Annotated in this window: 13 protein-coding genes; 12 read left to right on the forward strand and 1 reads right to left on the reverse strand. The window is 61.3% G+C overall.

What is annotated here, in order from left to right:
• Nucleotides 1–62 precede the first annotated feature (62 nt).
• The 12 genes from IV109_RS04205 to IV109_RS04260 all read left to right on the forward strand — a co-directional run bounded on the left by IV109_RS04205 (nucleotide 63) and on the right by IV109_RS04260 (nucleotide 17,423).
• A complete protein-coding gene (locus tag IV109_RS04205; protein ID WP_296692648.1) occupies nucleotides 63–1,685 on the forward strand; it encodes a carboxyl transferase domain-containing protein in 1,623 nt (540 codons plus the stop codon).
• 16 nt (nucleotides 1,686–1,701) lie between these two features.
• Nucleotides 1,702–3,726 carry an acetyl/propionyl/methylcrotonyl-CoA carboxylase subunit alpha gene (locus tag IV109_RS04210; protein ID WP_296692651.1) on the forward strand — a complete coding sequence of 675 codons (2,025 nt, stop codon included), beginning with the start codon at nucleotides 1,702–1,704 and terminating at the stop codon, nucleotides 3,724–3,726.
• Between the two features lie 37 nt (nucleotides 3,727–3,763).
• Complete coding sequence (locus tag IV109_RS04215) at nucleotides 3,764–4,684, forward strand: glyoxylate/hydroxypyruvate reductase A (RefSeq protein WP_296692656.1); 921 nt, start codon at nucleotides 3,764–3,766, stop codon at nucleotides 4,682–4,684.
• A 35-nt stretch (nucleotides 4,685–4,719) separates the two neighbouring features.
• Nucleotides 4,720–5,628: a hydroxymethylglutaryl-CoA lyase gene (locus IV109_RS04220; protein ID WP_296692660.1), complete on the forward strand. Its 909-nt coding sequence runs from the start codon at nucleotides 4,720–4,722 to the stop codon at nucleotides 5,626–5,628.
• Nucleotide 5,629: 1 nt separating this feature from the next.
• Nucleotides 5,630–5,887: a DUF1289 domain-containing protein gene (locus tag IV109_RS04225; protein WP_296692664.1), complete on the forward strand. Its 258-nt coding sequence runs from the start codon at nucleotides 5,630–5,632 to the stop codon at nucleotides 5,885–5,887.
• Nucleotides 5,884–6,525: a 2-hydroxychromene-2-carboxylate isomerase gene (locus tag IV109_RS04230; protein WP_296692667.1), complete on the forward strand. Its 642-nt coding sequence runs from the start codon at nucleotides 5,884–5,886 to the stop codon at nucleotides 6,523–6,525. Before IV109_RS04225 ends, IV109_RS04230 begins: the two co-directional genes overlap by 4 nt.
• A 170-nt stretch (nucleotides 6,526–6,695) precedes the next feature.
• The gene (locus tag IV109_RS04235) at nucleotides 6,696–8,354 is read left to right on the forward strand and encodes an MFS transporter (RefSeq protein WP_296692672.1); all 1,659 of its coding nucleotides are present in this window, start codon (nucleotides 6,696–6,698) and stop codon (nucleotides 8,352–8,354) included.
• Between the two features lie 117 nt (nucleotides 8,355–8,471).
• Nucleotides 8,472–8,636 (forward strand): hypothetical protein, encoded by a 165-nt coding sequence (locus tag IV109_RS04240; RefSeq protein ID WP_296692674.1) that lies wholly within the window; start codon nucleotides 8,472–8,474, stop codon nucleotides 8,634–8,636.
• Between the two features lie 83 nt (nucleotides 8,637–8,719).
• Nucleotides 8,720–9,187, forward strand: a complete 468-nt coding sequence (locus IV109_RS04245; protein WP_296692678.1) for a hypothetical protein — start codon at nucleotides 8,720–8,722, stop codon at nucleotides 9,185–9,187.
• A 68-nt stretch (nucleotides 9,188–9,255) separates the two neighbouring features.
• Nucleotides 9,256–15,096, forward strand: a complete 5,841-nt coding sequence (gene uvrA, locus IV109_RS04250) for an excinuclease ABC subunit UvrA (RefSeq protein WP_296692681.1) — start codon at nucleotides 9,256–9,258, stop codon at nucleotides 15,094–15,096.
• 54 nt (nucleotides 15,097–15,150) lie between these two features.
• A complete protein-coding gene (locus tag IV109_RS04255; RefSeq protein WP_296692685.1) occupies nucleotides 15,151–15,858 on the forward strand; it encodes a hypothetical protein in 708 nt (235 codons plus the stop codon).
• A gap of 41 nt (nucleotides 15,859–15,899) precedes the next feature.
• Entirely contained in the window at nucleotides 15,900–17,423 is a 1,524-nt protein-coding gene (locus IV109_RS04260) for a HAMP domain-containing sensor histidine kinase (RefSeq protein WP_296692689.1), read from the forward strand.
• Nucleotides 17,424–17,428: 5 nt separating this feature from the next.
• Here IV109_RS04260 and IV109_RS04265 read toward each other — a convergent pair whose 3' ends face one another.
• Nucleotides 17,429–17,881, reverse strand: coding sequence for a DUF2721 domain-containing protein (locus tag IV109_RS04265; protein WP_296692693.1), 453 nt, complete (start codon nucleotides 17,879–17,881; stop codon nucleotides 17,429–17,431).
• Nucleotides 17,882–17,967 lie beyond the last annotated feature (86 nt).

Here is a 17,967-nt window from a genome sequence, read left to right on the forward strand (position 1 = left end):
TGAAATGAAGTTGCAGTCCAGACTGCAAAAAGACAAAACTGCCAGAAAGAAGAGACCGCCGCATGCCCATCCTTGAAAGCAAACTCAATCCCCGTTCAGCAGACTTTCAGGCCAATGCCCGGGCCATGCAGGCGCTGGTCGACGACCTCAATCTGAAGGTGTCGCAGGTCTCGCTGGGAGGGGGGGATGCGGCGCGTGCCAAGCACACCGCCCGTGGCAAGCTGCTGCCGCGCGACCGGGTGCAGATGCTGCTTGACCCCGGTACGCCTTTTCTGGAACTCTCCCCACTGGCCGCCCTGGGCCTGTACCCCGACCGCGATGGCACCGATAGCGCGCCTTGCGCCGGGGTGATCGCCGGCATCGGCCGCGTCAGCGGCGTGGACTGCATGATCGTGTGCAACGACGCCACGGTGAAGGGCGGCACCTACTACCCCATGACGGTCAAGAAGCACTTGCGTGCCCAGGAAGTCGCGCAGCAGAACCGCTTGCCCTGTATTTACCTGGTGGACTCGGGTGGCGCCAACCTGCCCAATCAGGATGAAGTGTTTCCTGATCGGGACCACTTTGGCCGCATCTTCTTCAACCAGGCCAATATGAGCGCCGAAGGCATCGCGCAGATCGCCGTGGTGATGGGCAGTTGCACCGCGGGTGGCGCCTATGTGCCCGCGATGAGTGACGAGGCCATCATCGTCAGGAACCAGGGCACGATTTTTCTGGGGGGGCCGCCACTGGTGAAGGCGGCCACGGGTGAGGTGGTGACAGCCGAAGACCTGGGCGGCGGCGATGTGCACACGCGCTTGTCCGGCGTGGCCGATCATCTGGCGCAAAACGACCTGCACGCGCTGGCCCTGGCGCGCCAGGCCGTGAAGAACCTGAACGCCCAAAAAGCTCCCAACATTGCCACCCACGAGTCGGTGGTCCCCAGGTTTGCAGCGCAAGAGCTTTATGGCGTGATCCCTACCGACACGCGCAAGCCCTTTGATGTGCGCGAGATCATCGCCCGCATCGTGGACGGCAGCGAGTTCGATGAATTCAAGGCGCGTTACGGCACCACGCTGATCACCGGCTTTGCCCGGATCGAGGGCATGCCGGTGGGCATCATTGCCAACAATGGCATTCTGTTCAGCGAATCCGCCCTGAAGGGCGCCCACTTCATTGAGCTGTGCTGCCAGCGCAAGATTCCGCTGGTGTTTTTGCAAAATATCACCGGCTTCATGGTCGGACGCAAATACGAGAACGAAGGCATCGCGCGCAACGGCGCCAAGATGGTCACGGCCGTGGCCACCGCCCAGGTGCCCAAATTCACCATCATCATCGGCGGCAGTTTTGGTGCCGGCAACTACGGCATGTGCGGCCGTGCTTACAGCCCGCGATTTCTGTGGATGTGGCCGAATGCACGCATCTCGGTCATGGGCGGCGAGCAGGCGGCCAGCGTGCTGGCCACGGTGCGCCGCGATGGTATCGAGGGCAAGGGTGGCGCCTGGAGCATGGAGGAAGAAGAAGCTTTCAAGGCGCCCATCCGCAACCAGTATGAAGAACAGGGCCATCCCTATTTCGCCACAGCCCGCCTGTGGGATGACGGCATCATCGACCCGGCCGACACGCGGCGTGTGTTGGCCCTGGGTTTGAGCGCGTCACTCAACGCGCCGGTGCCGGATACCAAATTTGGCGTGTTCAGGATGTAATGGAGTAGTCACCCGCATGTTTAACAAAATTCTCATTGCCAACCGTGGCGAAATCGCTTGCCGCGTGGCAGCCACCGCCCGCCGTCTGGCCATCAAGACCGTGGCGGTCTATTCCGATGCCGATGCCAATGCCAAACACGTCAGCGTGTGCGACGAAGCGGTTCATATCGGCGCCAGTGCACCCAAGGACAGCTATCTGCGCTGGGAGCGCATCCTCGAAGCGGCCAAAGCCTCGGGCGCCCAGGCGGTGCATCCGGGCTACGGTTTTTTAAGCGAAAACGAAGAGTTCGCCCAGGCCTGTGCCGATGCGGGCCTGGTGTTCATCGGTCCGCCCCCTTCGGCCATCAAGGCTATGGGGCTCAAGGCCGAGTCCAAGCGTTTGATGGACCTGGCCGGTGTGCCGCTGGTGCCGGGCTACCACGGGGCGGATCAGGACCCGGCCCTGCTCCAGCGCGAGGCCGACAGCATCGGCTACCCGGTACTGATCAAGGCCAGCGCCGGCGGCGGCGGCAAGGGCATGCGGGCGGTGGACAGGGCGGAAGACTTTGCCTCGGCACTGGCCAGCTGCAAGCGCGAAGCCGTCAACAGTTTTGGTGACGATGCGGTGTTGATCGAGAAGTACGTGCAGCGTCCGCGCCATATCGAAATTCAGGTGTTCGGCGACACCCAGGGCAACTACGTGTACCTGTTCGAGCGCGATTGTTCGGTGCAGCGTCGCCATCAGAAAGTGCTGGAAGAAGCACCTGCACCAGGCATGACGCCGGAACTGCGCAAGCAAATGGGCGAGGCCGCCGTGGCTGCCGCCCAGGCGGTCAATTATGTGGGGGCCGGCACGGTGGAGTTCATTGTGGAGCAGCGCCCCGATGGCACCATGAATTTCTTCTTCATGGAGATGAACACGCGGCTGCAGGTGGAGCACCCGGTTTCTGAGGCCATCACCGGGCAGGACCTGGTGGAGTGGCAACTGCGGGTGGCGTCGGGTGAGCCCTTGCCGCTGGCGCAGGACCAGTTGAAGATCACCGGGCACGCGATCGAAGCGCGCATCTGCGCTGAAAGCCCGGACAACAATTTCCTGCCCGCCACGGGCACCCTGCACGTCTATGGCTTGCCGGATTGCGTCACCTTTGAGCGCGCCAATGGCGGCGTCCGGGTTGACTCCGGCGTGCGCGAGGGCGATGCCATCTCGCCTTACTACGACTCCATGGTGGCCAAGCTGATTGTGCATGGCGACACCCGCGAGCAGGCACTGGCACGCTTGGACGCGGCGCTGGCCCATACCCATATCGTCGGGCTCAACACCAACGTCCAGTTCTTGCGCAATGTGGTGCAAAGCCGCTCGTTCGTGCAGGCCGATCTGGACACGGCGCTGATTCCGCGCGAAGAAGCGGTGCTGTTCAAGCAGGAGAAGGTGGGTCTCGCGCTAGCGGTGGCCAGTGCCGTTGCGCACACGCTGCTTCAGGAAAAAGCCGATGAAGCCCGGATGACCGACCGCGCCTTGTGGCTGGACCCCTGGGCCCGGCGCGATGGCTGGCGCTCGCATGGCCCCAGTTCACGCCGCTTTGACTATGAGTTTCAGGGTGTCGTGCACACCGTGCAGATGACATCCTCGCACGAGGGTGCCTTGCAACTGGATGTTGCTGGCGAGACCGGCGTGTTCTCTTTTGTACCGGTCACCCGGGGCATTGACGTGCGTTTTGCAACGCAGCGCCAGATTGTCAGTGTGTACCGAAAAGGTGATGTAGTCCACGTATTTTCTGCCAAGGGTGCTACACAAATAATAGCAATTGATGCCTTGGCCCACGCGGGCGACAACCAGGTGGAGGGTGGACGCCTGACTGCGCCCATGCCGGGCAAGGTGGTGTCGTTCGCGGTCAAGGCCGGTGACAAGGTCAAACGCGGCCAGGCCCTGGCGGTGATGGATGCCATGAAAATGGAGCACACCATTGCCGCTCCCGCCGATGGTGTGGTGGTCGAATTGCTCTACGCGCCGGGCGACCAGGTGCTTGAGGGGGCCGAATTGCTCAAGCTGTCCGCTGCATGACGCCCGTCTGGCGTGCGACAAGGTAGGCTTGGTAGCCATGAACATCACATTTTGCTGTACGAATACCAAGGCTGAACCCTGGCTGCAGGGGCTGCGAGCCGCATTGCCCGGCGCACACGTAGAGGAGTGGTCGCCAGGTGCGCCATCAGCGGACCATGCGGTGGTGTGGGCACCACCGCAGCAGTTCTTTGACGAGCAGTCGCAACTCCGCGGCGTCTTCAATATCGGCGCGGGCGTGGATGCGCTGCTGAAACTGCGCTTGCAAGCGCAGGCCAGCGTGGTGCGGCTCGACGATGCGGGCATGTCGGTGCAGATGGCCGAGTATGTTTGCCATGCGGTGATTCGCCATTTTCGCGAATTCGATGGCTATGAGGCCGATGTGAAGACCGGCAAATGGTCGTATCGCAAACCCCGCAGCCGTGCTGATTTCCCGGTGGGCGTGATGGGGCTGGGCGTGTTGGGTGAGCGCGTGGCGCGGGCCCTGCGGGTGTTCGAGTTCCCGGTCAATGGCTGGAGCCGCAGCGCCAAGGCGGTGGAGGGCGTCCGGGGCTTTTCCGGCGCGGCCCAGTTCAACGATTTTCTGGCGGCCACCAAAGTGCTGGTGTGCCTGCTGCCGCTGACGCCCGACACCCGTGACATCATGCGCCGCGAGACGCTGTCACGGCTGCAGCACGGTGGCTATGTCATCAACGTGGCGCGCGGCGCGCATCTGGTCGAAGAAGACCTGCTGGCGCTGATTGACAGCGGGCATCTCTGCGGTGCCACGCTGGATGTGTTTCGCACCGAACCCTTGCCGGGCGGACATCCGTTCTGGCAGCATCCCCAAATCACGGTCACGCCCCACACCTCGGCACGCACCCTGCGTGAGGAAAGCATTGCGCAGATTGCGGGCAAAATTCTGGCCCTGGAGCAGGGACAAGCCATTGCGGGTAGGGTTGATACCCTGCGCGGCTACTGAAGCTGGCCGCCCTGTCGATATTGAAGGAAATGAAGATGAGCATCCCCTCCCGCGTCAAGATGGTTGAGGTAGGCCCGCGTGACGGCCTGCAAAATGAGAAGCAGCCTGTGCCCGCCGCCATCAAGGTCGAGTTGGTGCACCGCCTGCAGGATGCCGGACTGAAGGAGATCGAGGTCACCAGTTTCGTGTCGCCGAAATGGGTGCCGCAGATGGCCGACAACGCCGAGGTCATGGCCGGCCTAGTGCGTCGGGCGGGCGTGCGTTATTCGGTGCTCACGCCGAATCTGCAGGGCTTTGAGGCGGCGCTGAAATCGAAGCCCGACGAGATCGTGGTGTTCGCGGCAGCCAGTGAGGCCTTTAGCCAAAAGAACATCAACTGCTCGATCGCCGAGAGCATCGAGCGTTTTCGCCCTGTGGCCGAGGCGGCGCGCGCCCACAACATCCATGTGCGCGGTGCCATCTCCTGTGCGGTGGGCTGCCCCTATGAAGGCGAGATAGCCCCCGAGCGTGTGGCGATGGTGGCGCGCCTGCTCAAAGACATTGGGGTGCAGCACGTGGGGGTGGCCGACACCATTGGCGTGGGCACGCCGATCAAGGTGCAGCGCGCCATGGAGGCTGCCCTGAAGCATTACGACCTGGACGGTGTGTCGGGCCATTTTCACGACACCTATGGCCAGGCCCTGTCCAACACGCTGGCCTGCCTGCAGATGGGGGTGTGGCAGTTTGATGCCTCGGTGGCCGGCCTGGGCGGCTGCCCTTATGCCAAGGGGGCGACCGGCAATGTGGCCACGGAAGACGTGGTGTACCTGCTGCACGGCATGGGCATTGACACCGGCATTGACCTGGACAAGCTGATCGATGCCGGCAAGTTCATCAGTGATTTTCTGGAACGCAAGTCGGGCTCGCGCGTGGCCACGGCACTGCTCAACAAACGCATGGCTTGATATGACACAGACGCCCGTTGTTGAAGCCGTGCAAGATATTCCTGAAAGGATAGCGGCCCGAGCGCTGCTGGCGAGGGCCGCAGCCGAAAATGTGCCGTCGCCCTGCATTTCTGTGTGCCGGATGAGTGTAGCCAGCGGCCTGTGTGAAGGTTGTTACCGCACGCTTGATGAAATTCGCAGTTGGAGCAAGGCCGACGATGAAGTGCGGCGCACCATCTGGAGCCGCATTGAGCGGCGCCTTGTCGAAAGTGCGCCATGAAACACATCACCTGTTACCTGGATTTCATTTCGCCCTACGCCTGCCTGGCGTTCGAGAAACTGCCCGAAGCGCTGATGGGGCACAGCTACAGTGTGACTTACAAGCCAGTCCTGTTTGCCGCCCTGCTCAAGCACCACGGGCAGTTGGGTCCGGCTGAAATTCCGGCCAAGCGGGATTGGACCTACCGCCAGGTCCTGTGGCTGGCGCACAGCCAGGGCGTCGATTTGCAACTGCCTGCGGCCCACCCCTTCAATCCTCTCGCACTCCTGCGCCTGGCCGTGGCCTGCGAAGCGCGGGGGCTGCCCAACCGGTATGTCTGCGAAACCGTGTTTCGCCATGTCTGGCGCGGCGGGGCTGATGCCACGGATGCCGCACGCCTGCAAGCCCTGACGACACAGCTGTCACCCCAGCGGGATGTGAACTGTGACGAGGTCAAACAGCAGCTCAAAGCCCACACCGAAGAGGCTATTGCCGCGGGCGTGTTTGGTGTGCCCACCTTCGCGGTCGACGGCAAGCTGTTCTGGGGTTTTGATGCCTTGCCCATGCTGCGTGACTACCTGCATGGCGATGCATGGTTTGAGGGGCCGCAGTGGGATGCGGCCTGTCAGCTACCCGCAGGCGTTCACCGCGCGAAATAGCCATTTATCACATTAAGAAATGCGGGTTAAGGGTTGCTCCCTAGATTGTCAGTGGCTAGTCAGTTTGCTGAAAGCTTCTGTTGGTTTCGCGTCAGAGCAGGGTCAGTGCAGTCTCTAAGAATACGACTCAGCTTCCATGTCGGAGGCATCAACCTTTTGGAGACATAAATATGGCAACAGCAGCGGCCCCACGGCCAATGACCGCCGGAGAAAAGAAGGTTATCTTCGCCTCGTCCTTGGGTACCGTTTTCGAGTGGTACGACTTTTACCTTTACGGCTCACTCGCAGCCATTATTGCCAAGCAGTTTTTCAGCGGTCTCGATGAGGGTTCTGCCTTCATTTTCGCGCTGCTCGCGTTTGCAGCCGGCTTCATCGTGCGTCCCTTCGGTGCACTGGTGTTCGGTCGTCTGGGTGACATGATCGGTCGCAAGTACACATTCCTGGTCACCATCGTGATCATGGGTCTGTCGACCTTTGTCGTTGGTGTCTTGCCCAACTACGCCACGATCGGCGTGGCCGCTCCCGTGATCCTGATCGCCCTGCGCATGTTGCAAGGCCTGGCACTGGGTGGTGAGTACGGTGGTGCTGCAACTTATGTGGCTGAGCACTCGCCCATGGGCAAACGCGGTGCCTACACCTCATGGATTCAGACCACGGCCACACTCGGCCTGTTTCTGTCCCTGATGGTGATTCTGGGTACACGCACCTTGATTGGTGAGGCAGCCTTTGCCGATTGGGGCTGGCGCGTTCCGTTCATTGTTTCCATTCTGTTGTTGGCCGTGTCGGTCTACATCCGTTTGAGCATGAACGAGTCGCCTGCTTTTGCCAAGATGAAAGCTGAAGGCAAGACCTCCAAGGCGCCCCTGTCCGAATCTTTCGGTCAGTGGAAAAACCTGAAGATCGTGATTCTGGCCCTGATCGGCCTGACTGCCGGTCAAGCCGTGGTCTGGTATTCGGGTCAGTTCTATGCCCTGTTCTTCCTGACGCAAGCCCTGAAGGTCGACGGTGCAACTGCCAACATCATGGTGGCGATTTCCCTGATCATCGGCACACCGTTCTTCATCGTGTTTGGTGCATGGTCTGACAAGATTGGCCGCAAGCCCATCATCATGGCCGGCTGCCTGCTGGCTGTTGTGACTTACTTCCCGGTGTTCACTGCGCTGACCAAGGCTGCCAATCCTGATCTGGCCGCAGCCCAGGCCAAGAACAAGGTCACCGTGACTTCGGACGACAAAGAGTGCTCCTTCCAGTTCAACCCGACGGGTACTGTCAAGTTCACCAGCTCATGCGATATCGCCAAGCAGGTGCTGGCAGGTTCTTCGGTGAGCTATGAAAATGCACCAGGTGCTGCAGGTGTACCCGCTGTGATCCAGATTGGCGAGACCAAGATCAACAGCTACTCGTCCAAAGGACTGCCAGCAGCCGAGGCCAAAGCCAAGGGTGATCAGTTCAAGAAGGAAGTTGCTGATGCTCTGAAAGCTGCCGGCTACCCCGCCAAGGCTGACATGGCCAAGTTTGACAAAGTGACCGTCGTCGCCATCCTGACTTACCTGGTGATCCTGGTGACCATGGTGTACGGCCCGATCGCCGCCATGCTTGTGGAAATGTTCCCGACCCGCATCCGCTACACCTCCATGTCGCTGCCGTATCACATCGGCAATGGCTGGTTCGGTGGCTTGCTGCCAACCACAGCCTTCGCCATCGTGGCGCAGACCGGTAACATGTACAACGGTTTGTGGTACCCCATCATCGTCGCCGGCATGACCTTTGTGGTCGGCATGATTTTTGTCAAAGAGACAAAAGATGTGGACATCTACGCCAACGACTAAGCTTGGTCGTATGGGTTTGACGGGCCAAACCTGGCCCGGCTAACTACGGAAGGGCCCTCCCAGTGAGGGCCTTTTTTTGCCCCATCTTTTGGGGGCGCTTTTCAGAGAGATTGATATATGTGGAAAATTGCAGTGGGTTTTGCCGTCTTTGCGGGTTTGGCCTTGTTCATTTTGAGCAAGGGGGGTGATATCGACATGAGCGGAGAAAAGCACGGTGCTGAGGCGACCCACGCGCCGGCTGCTGCGACACCCGCCGCTGCCCCCGCCAGCGCTGCCAAATAGTATTTGCGGGCGAGTGCCCACACGGGGCGGGCAAGGGTATATCCGCGTTGGCTGATGCTTGGTCAAGCCACTAGAATCCGCCCATGAAATACGTAAAGACAGAAACGGGTCAGCAAGCCTTCAAGGTCCGCTCACCCCTGTTGTCGGCGCGCCAGCGTTCAGCCTTCATTCTTTTTGATGGCGTGAAGACGACTGCTCAGGTACTTGCTGCCACGGCCGGTCTTGGCATCACGCCAGACGATATTGAGTATCTCGTTCAACAGGGCTTTCTGGTGGTGGCGCCCGACGCTGCGCCTGCGGTGACGTCAGCCACCCTTGTTGTCGAATCGCCGGCAGCGCCTGTGAGCCAGCGTACCGCTCAGGAGCGCTACCGCGATGCCATGCCGATTGCGACCGAGTTGACCGCCAGCCTGGGCTTGCGCGGGTTTCGTTTGAATCTTGCCGTGGAAGGTGCCAGCGGTTTTGACGACTTGCTGGCCTTGCTGCCCAAAATCAGGGACGCGGTTGGCGCCCCGGCTTGTGCCGCCCTGGAGCAGGCTCTCAAGGGATAGCCCCTTTTGGCGCGCTTGCGCGGCGAACTACCTAGAATGTCTGGCCCCCACAGGAAAGACATCACGCCATGCCACAAGGTTTCATCCGCATTCGCGGCGCACGCCAGCACAATCTCAAGAACCTGGACCTCGACATCCGCACGGGTGAATTGACGGTGGTCACCGGCCCCAGCGGTTCCGGTAAATCCAGTCTGGTGTTTGACACGCTGTTTGCCGAGGGGCAGCGGCGCTATGTGGAAACCTTCTCTGCCTATGCGCGCCAGTTTCTGGACCGCATGGACAAGCCTGCCGTCGACAAGGTGGAGGGGGTGCCCCCGGCCATCGCGATTGACCAGACCAACCCGGTGCGCTCCTCGCGTTCCACCGTGGGCACCATGACCGAACTCAACGACCACTTGAAATTGTTGTTCGCGCGTGCCGGTCAGTTGTTCGACCGCGAAACAGCACAGCCGGTGCGTCACGACTCGGCAGAGACCATTTACACGCAATTGTGCGAGCGCAGTGCCGCGCATGAGGCTGCCGGTATGGGCGCGCGGCTGGCGGTCACTTTCCCGGTAGAGCTGCCAGGCAGCACGACGCCCGAGGAGATCGAGCAGTGGCTTTCAGTCAGCGGCTTCACGAAGGTGCAGGCACAACGCGAGGTCGCCAGCCCGACCGGACCGCGCAAGGTGCTGGATGTGGTGGCCGATCGCTTCCGGTTGAGCACCGCTGAGCGAGCGCGTGTGCTGGAAGCCATTGAGGTGGCGCTCAAACACGGCAGTGGCCGCATGGCGGTGTATGCACTGGCTGAGGCCGCCGAGGCGACTGATGTCGTCTGGAAATTCTCCACCGGGCTGCATTGCCCGGAGAGTGATGTGCGCTACGCTGAGCCCATCGCTTCCATGTTTTCCTTCAACTCGGCAGTGGGTGCCTGTGACACCTGCAGAGGCTTTGGGCGGGTCATCGGCGTGGACTATGGACTGGTTATCCCGAACGACAAGCTGACGCTGCGCGCCGGTGCGGTCAAGCCGATGCAAACCCCGGCCTGGCAGGAGTGCCAGGACGATTTGATGCGCCATGCCGAAGCGGCGGGTATTCCCCGCGACACGCCTTGGTACAAACTTACGCCGGAGCAGCAGTACTGGGTGGTGAATGGCTCGCCCAACTGGAATGGCAAGTGGAACCAGCACTGGTTTGGCATCAAGCGTTTCTTCGAATATCTGGAAACCAAAGCCTACAAAATGCACATTCGGGTGCTGCTGTCCAAGTACCGCAGCTACACGCCTTGTGGCACCTGCAATGGCGCCCGGCTCAAGACCGAGAGTCTGCTGTGGCGTATCGGCAGCAAAGCGGATGCAGATGCCGTCCTGGAGCCGGGCAAGCGGTTCATGCCGGCTGGCGTGAAGTGGTCGCGTGAGCAGTTGGAGGCTTTACCGGGGCTGTGTTTGCATGATCTGATGCTGATGCCGATGGATCGGCTTCGGCGGTTCTTCGATGGGCTGCAGTCCGGGCTTGGCCTGGCCGAGGCCCCAAACCCGGCGCCCCTGTCTGCGGGGCTCTCGGATGCGCAGTACAAGACGCTCAAGCTTTTGTTTGAGGAAGTCGGCACGCGGCTGAAGTACCTGTGCGATGTGGGCATTGGCTACCTCACGCTGGACCGGCAAAGCCGTACCTTGTCGGGGGGGGAGGTGCAGCGCATCAACCTCACCACCGCCTTGGGGACGTCGCTGGTCAACACTTTGTTTGTGCTCGATGAGCCCAGCATCGGTCTGCACCCGCGCGACATGCACCGCATTATTGTGGCGATGCAGCGTCTGCGGGATGCTGGCAATACCCTGGTGGTGGTGGAGCATGACCCGGCCGTGATGCTGGCCGCCGACCGCATGATCGACATGGGTCCCGGCCCGGGTGAACGCGGCGGGCAGATTGTGTTTGATGGTTCGACCGCAGACTTGCGCAACGCCGACACGCTGACCGGCGCCTATCTGGGTGGGCGCAAGCAGGTCGGCATGGGCTTTCAGCGGCTGGTGGCCGAGAACACGCCTCGGCTGATTCTGGAAGGTGCGCGTGATCACAACCTGAAGAACGTGTCGGTTGAATTTCCCCTGCAGCGCCTGGTGTGTGTAACCGGTGTCAGCGGTTCCGGTAAATCCACCTTGATTCAGGACATTCTTGCGCCTGCCTTGTTGCGCCACTTCGGCAAGTCGACCGAGGCGCCGGGCCTGCACGATCGCCTGCTGGGTGCAGATCAGCTCAGCGATGTGGTGTTCGTGGACCAGTCGCCAATTGGCAAAACAGCGCGTTCCAACCCGGTGAGCTATGTCGGTGCGTGGGATGCGATCCGCGAGATCTTTGCCAATGCACCCTTGTCGCGCCAGCGCAGCTACACCGCCTCCAAGTTCAGCGCCAACAGCGGTGATGGCCGTTGCGCCACGTGCGGGGGCTCCGGCTTTGAGCATGTGGAGATGCAGTTTCTGAGCGATGTCTACCTGCGCTGCCCGGACTGCAATGGCCAGCGTTTTCGCCCCGAAATACTGGAAGTCACGGTGGAGCGATTGGGCCAATTGCTCAACGTGGCCAGCGTGCTGGACCTCACCGTCAGTGAAGCCGCCAGCCTGTTTGCTGGCGACCGCGACGTGATCCGTGCCCTACAGCCCATCGTGGATGTCGGGCTGGAGTATGTCAAGCTCGGCCAGCCTGTGCCCACGCTGTCTGGCGGTGAGGCGCAGCGCCTCAAGCTGGCCGGCTTCCTGGCAGATGCCGCCAAGAGTGCCACCGCCAGCCGCCAGGCCACGGCCAAACGCGGCTCATTGTTCATGTTTGACGAACCCACCACCGGCCTGCATTTCGACGACATTGCCAAGCTGATGCGCGCCATGCGCAAGCTGCTCGATGCCGGGCATTCCCTGATCGTCATTGAGCACAACCTGGATGTCATCCGCGCCAGTGACTGGCTGATTGACCTCGGCCCCGAAGGCGGTGACGCCGGTGGCGAGGTGGTGGCGGTGGGAACGCCGGACGATGTGCGTCAACACCCCAGCTCCCATACCGGCAAAGCCCTGCGCGATTACGACCGTGCGCTGGGTTGGGGTGCGCTGGCGGTGCAGGAGCCGCAAGCCCATTGGGGCCAGTTGGCCATGGCCAAGCCGGCAACCGCCATCAGCAACGACATCCAGATCGTCAACGCCAGGGAACACAATCTGCAGTCGCTCAGTGTCAATATCCCGCGTGGCAAGTTCAGCGTCATCACGGGTGTGTCCGGCTCGGGCAAATCCACACTGGCCTTTGACATCCTTTTCAACGAAGGACAGCGTCGCTACCTGGAGTCGCTCAATGCCTATGCCCGCAGCATCGTGCAGCCCGCGGGCCGACCCGAGGTCGACGCCGTGTATGGCATACCACCCACGGTGGCGATTGAGCAACGGTTGTCGCGCGGTGGCCGCAAGTCCACCGTGGGCACCACCACCGAGGTGTGGCATTTTCTGCGTCTGCTGTATGTCAAGCTCGGTACCCAGCACTGCATCCATGACGGCACGCCGGTGGCGCCGCAAACGCCCGACAGCATTGCCGCCCAGTTGCTGAAAAACTTCCGTGGGCAGCACATTGGCCTGCTGGCGCCGCTGGTGCTGAACCGCAAGGGCGTCTACACCGAGCTGGCCGATTGGGCGCGGCCGCGCGGCTTCACGCATCTGCGGGTCGATGGCAATTTTCTGCCCACCACCGGCTTTCCCCGTATTGACCGATTCAAGGAGCACACGATCGAGTTGCCAGTGGCCAGCCTCGACGTGTTGCCTGAGAAAGAGGCAGCCTTGCGCGAGGCCCTGGCTTTGGCGCTGACGCACGGCAAGGGCGTGGTTCACGTACTGAGCAACTTGGAGGGCTTGCGTGAGGCCATGCAGACCGGCGCGCCGACCGCTGCCATCGGCACCCTGCAGGCGTTTTCCACCAAGCGGGCTTGCCCGGTGTGCAGCACCAGCTATGCCGAGCTGGATCCGCGTTTGTTCTCCTACAACAGCAAACACGGCTGGTGCCCGGACTGTGTGGGCACCGGCGTGCGTCTGACCAAGGAGCAGCGCAAGGTGTTCGATGATTCCGTGCGCGACGATGACAACAAAGGCCGCGAACAAACCTTTGCCGAACCCGAGGTGGAGGACCTGGTGGACACGGCCTGCCCCAGCTGCCAGGGTACCCGACTCAACGCCACCGCGCGGGCGGTCCGGTTCGGCCTGCAGTTTGCCGCTGCAGCCGGCCCGGACAATGATGCGCGGGAGGCGATCGACGGCATTGCCATCACCGAACTGGCCCGCATGAGTGTGACCGACATTCGTCAATGGGTCGGAACACTGCAGACCAGGGGCCGCATGAGTCAGCGCGAAACAGACATTGCCCGCGACCTGGTGCCTGAGATCAAAAGCCGCCTGGAGTTTCTGGAGCAAGTGGGGCTGGGCTATCTCACGCTGGATCGTGGTGCGCCCACGCTCAGCGGTGGCGAAGCCCAGCGCATCCGCCTGGCGGCCCAGTTGGGCAGCAACCTGCAAGGCGTGTGCTATGTGCTGGACGAGCCCACCATTGGCCTGCATCCGCGTGACAACCAGATTCTGCTGGACGCACTGCAGTCCCTGAGCGACAAGGGCAACACCCTGGTGGTGGTCGAGCACGACGAGGACACCATCCGTCATGCCGATCACATCATTGACATCGGGCCCAGCGCCGGCAAGCGTGGTGGCCGGCTGGTGGCAGAAGGCAAGGTCGCCGATATTGTGAAAGCGGGGGATTCCCAGACCGGGCGTTACCTGCTGCATGCCATGAAGCATCCCTTGAAGCTGCGGCGTGCGGTTGACGCGACACAGGCCTCCGAGTCGGCGGCGCAGCACTGGATCACTGTCAGCAGCGCCTCACTTCACAACCTGCATGAGGTCACCGCCCGCATTCCGCTGAGCCGTCTGGTGGCCGTCACGGGTGTTTCCGGTTCCGGCAAGTCCACCCTGGCGCGCGATGTGCTGCTGGCCAATGTGCAGGCCGCCGTCCAGAAGCGCAGTACTAAGGCTGGCCGGGATGCCCTGGCGGGCGGCGAGCAAATGCTGTGGACCGGCTGCAAGAATGTCACCGGTTTTGAATCCATCGATCGGGTGCTGGAAGTGGATCAGACACCGATTGGTAAAACCCCGCGCAGCTGCCCCGCCACCTACATCGGCTTCTGGGACATCATCCGCAAGCTGTTTGCCGACACTCTGGAGGCCAAGGCGCGTGGTTATGCCGCCAATCGCTTCAGTTTCAACACTGGCGAAGGCCGTTGCGCCAGTTGCGAAGGGCAGGGCATCCGCACCATCGCCATGAGCTTCCTGCCGGATGTGAAAGTGCTGTGCGAAGCCTGCAAGGGTGCGCGCTTCAATCCCGAAACCCTGGCGGTGACCTGGCGCGGCAAAAACATTGGCGACGTGCTGCAAATGGAGGTGGATGAGGCGGTGGACTTCTTTGCTGCCATGCCCAACATCGCCCACCCGGTGCAGTTGCTCAAGGACGTTGGTCTGGGTTACCTGACGCTGGGCCAGCCTTCCCCCACGCTCAGCGGAGGCGAAGCGCAGCGCATCAAACTGGTAACGGAGCTGAGCAAGGTGCGCGATGACATCACCCGGCGCGGCCAGAAGCCACCGCACACCCTCTACGTGCTGGACGAGCCCACGGTGGGATTGCACATGGCCGACGTGGAAAAACTGATCAAGGTCTTGCACCGCCTGGTGGATGGCGGGCACAGCGTGGTGGTGATTGAGCATGACCTGGACGTCATCGCCGAGGCCGATTGGGTGATTGACCTCGGACCCGATGGCGGTCAGGCCGGTGGTCGCGTGGTGGCTGCAACAACGCCGGAAGGCGTGGTGGCACTGCGTACGCACACCGGGCGTGCGCTGCAGGCGGTGCTGGCCCGATAGAGTGATTCGCGCTAAACTGCCTCAGGAGGGGGATGGCTTCGGATGAAGGAAAAAATGAAAAGGCTCCTGTTCTGGCTGGTGTCGGGATTGCTCTGCGGGGGCGCAGCATGGGCTCAGGCCCCGGCGTTGAAACTGGTCGTTTTGCAGCCGCTCGACAGCCCCAAGGTGCTTGCCATCAAAGCCACCCTCGACCTTGCCTTCGCGCGATCGGGCATGCGTTACACCCTGGCCTACAACCCCGGTGAGCGGGCCATTGTGGCATTCAGGGATGGCAGCTTTGATGGTGACGCGAACCGCCTGAGCACGTTCAATCAGACTTTTCCCGACGCCATCCGTGTCGAGCCCCACCTCAATGGGGCGTTTTTTTACGCCATGAGTGCATCCAAAGCGGCCAAGCCGGTCTCCTGGGCTGATTTGTCGCGCTTCAGCGTGGCCTATGTTCGCGGTTACCGCGGCATCGAGATCCGGTTGGCCCAGGTGGCCGTGCGCGAACCCACCGATTCAGAGGATGCCTGTTTGAAAATGGCGGCGGGCAAAAGGGTGGACCTGTGTATTCTGGCGTCGGATCGTGTTGGCGAATGGCCACTGCAGGCGCAGTTTGGCGATCGATTGAATGGCACCCTGTTTGACCAGACCAAAGTACACGCCTGGATGGGCCCCCAACACAAAGAGGCGGCGGATCGCTTGACCAAGGTCTTGCGTGAGATGGATAAAACGGGTGAGCTGCAAAGAATCATGGCTTTGTACCGTCAGCCAGACTAGTACCCCGTACCGCATTCGTCACGCGCCCCTTGCATCACCCCATGGCACTTTCCGGATTGATGAATCATGTTTGGCCGGGGTCTGTCAAGGCCAGGCTGGCCGCGATTTTCATGATTGCGACAACGACCTTGATGTGCGCCTTTGGCGGAGGATCCTATTACCTGACGCAACAGCGCTTGCACCAGCAAAAGGAGGCCTTGAAAAGCCTGCTGCGCCAGCACCTGTCGCAGCCAGTGGCCAAGGCCTTGTGGGTGTTCGACCTGGATGGTTTGAATGCGGCGCTTGACGCCGAGCTGGGTGCCTCGGTGCTGGGCCTGGCGGTTTATGACGAACAAGGCAAACTTGTCTCGCAAAGAGGTGATCCCTTGCATTTTGTGCAGGGCGGTGTGGTGGGCAACGAAGAGGTGTTTTCATTCGACGTTCCACCGCAGAATGGCCGTGCGCTGGGCCGTATTCAGGTGAACTGGTCGGATGCCGAGTTGCGCAAGACACTGAGCGCAACGCTTTGGCTGGCGGTCGCGGAGGTCGTGGGCGCCAACCTGTTTCTGCTGGCCATTCTTTGGGTGGGTGTCGATAAACTTGTTTTTCAGCGAATCCTGTCATTGCAGCGGGCCTTGGACCATGCCGCGAGCCGTAGCGTGGCCGACGATATGACGGCGCTGCCGGTGACGCAAAAGGATGAGTTTGGCGCGATGTCCCGGAGCATCAACGCCATCACTGAGCGTCTGGGCGCTGAGCTGGATGCCGGGCGGGAGGCCGAGGAGGAGGCGCGTGCGGCCCTGTCCAATTTGCAGAGCGCCCAGGATGAGCTGGTCCGATCAGAAAAGATGGCCTCGCTGGGGCGCCTGGTAGCAGGCGTTTCACACGAACTCAACACCCCCATTGGCAATATCGTGATGGTGGCGAGCACCCAGCAGGAAATCGCCGAGGAATTTGAGCGGACCATGGTTGCCGGGACAATGACACGCAGTGGCTTGACGGCCTATCTGTTGCAGTCAAGGGAAGGCGCGGAGTTGATGCTCAAAAGCGCCAACAAGGCCGCCGAGTTGATTCATAACTTCAAGCAAGTGGCGGTCGACCAGACCAGTGATCGCCTTCGGGAGTTCGACCTCGCCAGCCATATCGGTGAAGTGCTCTCCGTCCTGGGGCACCTGATAGCCAAAATGCCGCTGACCCTGTCTCTTGATCTGGAGCCAGGCATTGCGATGTACAGCTATCCCGGACCCATGGATCAGGTGCTGACCAACCTGGTCGTCAATGCCGTCAAGCATGGGTTTGATCAGGACCAGCCTGGCACCATTGCCATATCCGCGCAACGCCATGGTGAGTTGGCGCTCATTCAGGTTTCAGACAACGGCAAGGGGATCGATCCCCTGGACATTGGCAAGATATTCGATCCGTTTTTTACAACCAAGATGGGGCAGGGCGGCACAGGTCTGGGGCTGCATATTTCGCACAACATGGTTTATGGGCCCCTGCGAGGTACCTTGTCGGTGGAAAGTACGCCGGGGCAGGGCACCACCTTCACGCTGGCGATACCGTGCCGACTGGCGCAAGTGTCCTGATTCGCCTATGTCTTCCTGATTCGACCGAACTTGAGTATGCGGGTCGCCAGAAGCGTTTCGGTCAAAAAGCACATCAGAGCCAGCAAAAAACAGCTGACCCCGGCCAGGAAGCAAATCGTTGCTACGCGCAGAATTTGCATTTCAGTGGTTTCGCCAATGAACAGCGCCACGATGGTCAGGCCGATCAACAGGGCACAGAAGGTCAGCAACGCAATGCTGGCGTTCACCAGCCATCCCCTGCGGCGCAGTTGAGCGAGTTCATCGTAAGCCGGGTTCACGTCAGCCTGCGCCGCTGCGGTCTCAATGCGGTCTTCCAGAATCCGGGCCCGGTCAATGATGCGCGCCAGCCGTCCCGCGACCGTGCCAATCATGCCGGAGACGGCCGTCAGCAAGAAGACGGGGGCCACCGCGAGCTGGATGCCGTGGGTGACGGTGTCAAGATCAATGGCAAAAAACATGAAAACTCCAGGGGGCACAGCTCACGCGCTGCAGCCTGCATTGTCGTGCGGAACCGGTTCCGGCAAGCGGTGTCCCATGGGCCGGT

The organism is Rhodoferax sp. (assembly GCF_018780565.1).
GTDB lineage: Bacteria > Pseudomonadota > Gammaproteobacteria > Burkholderiales > Burkholderiaceae_C > Rhodoferax.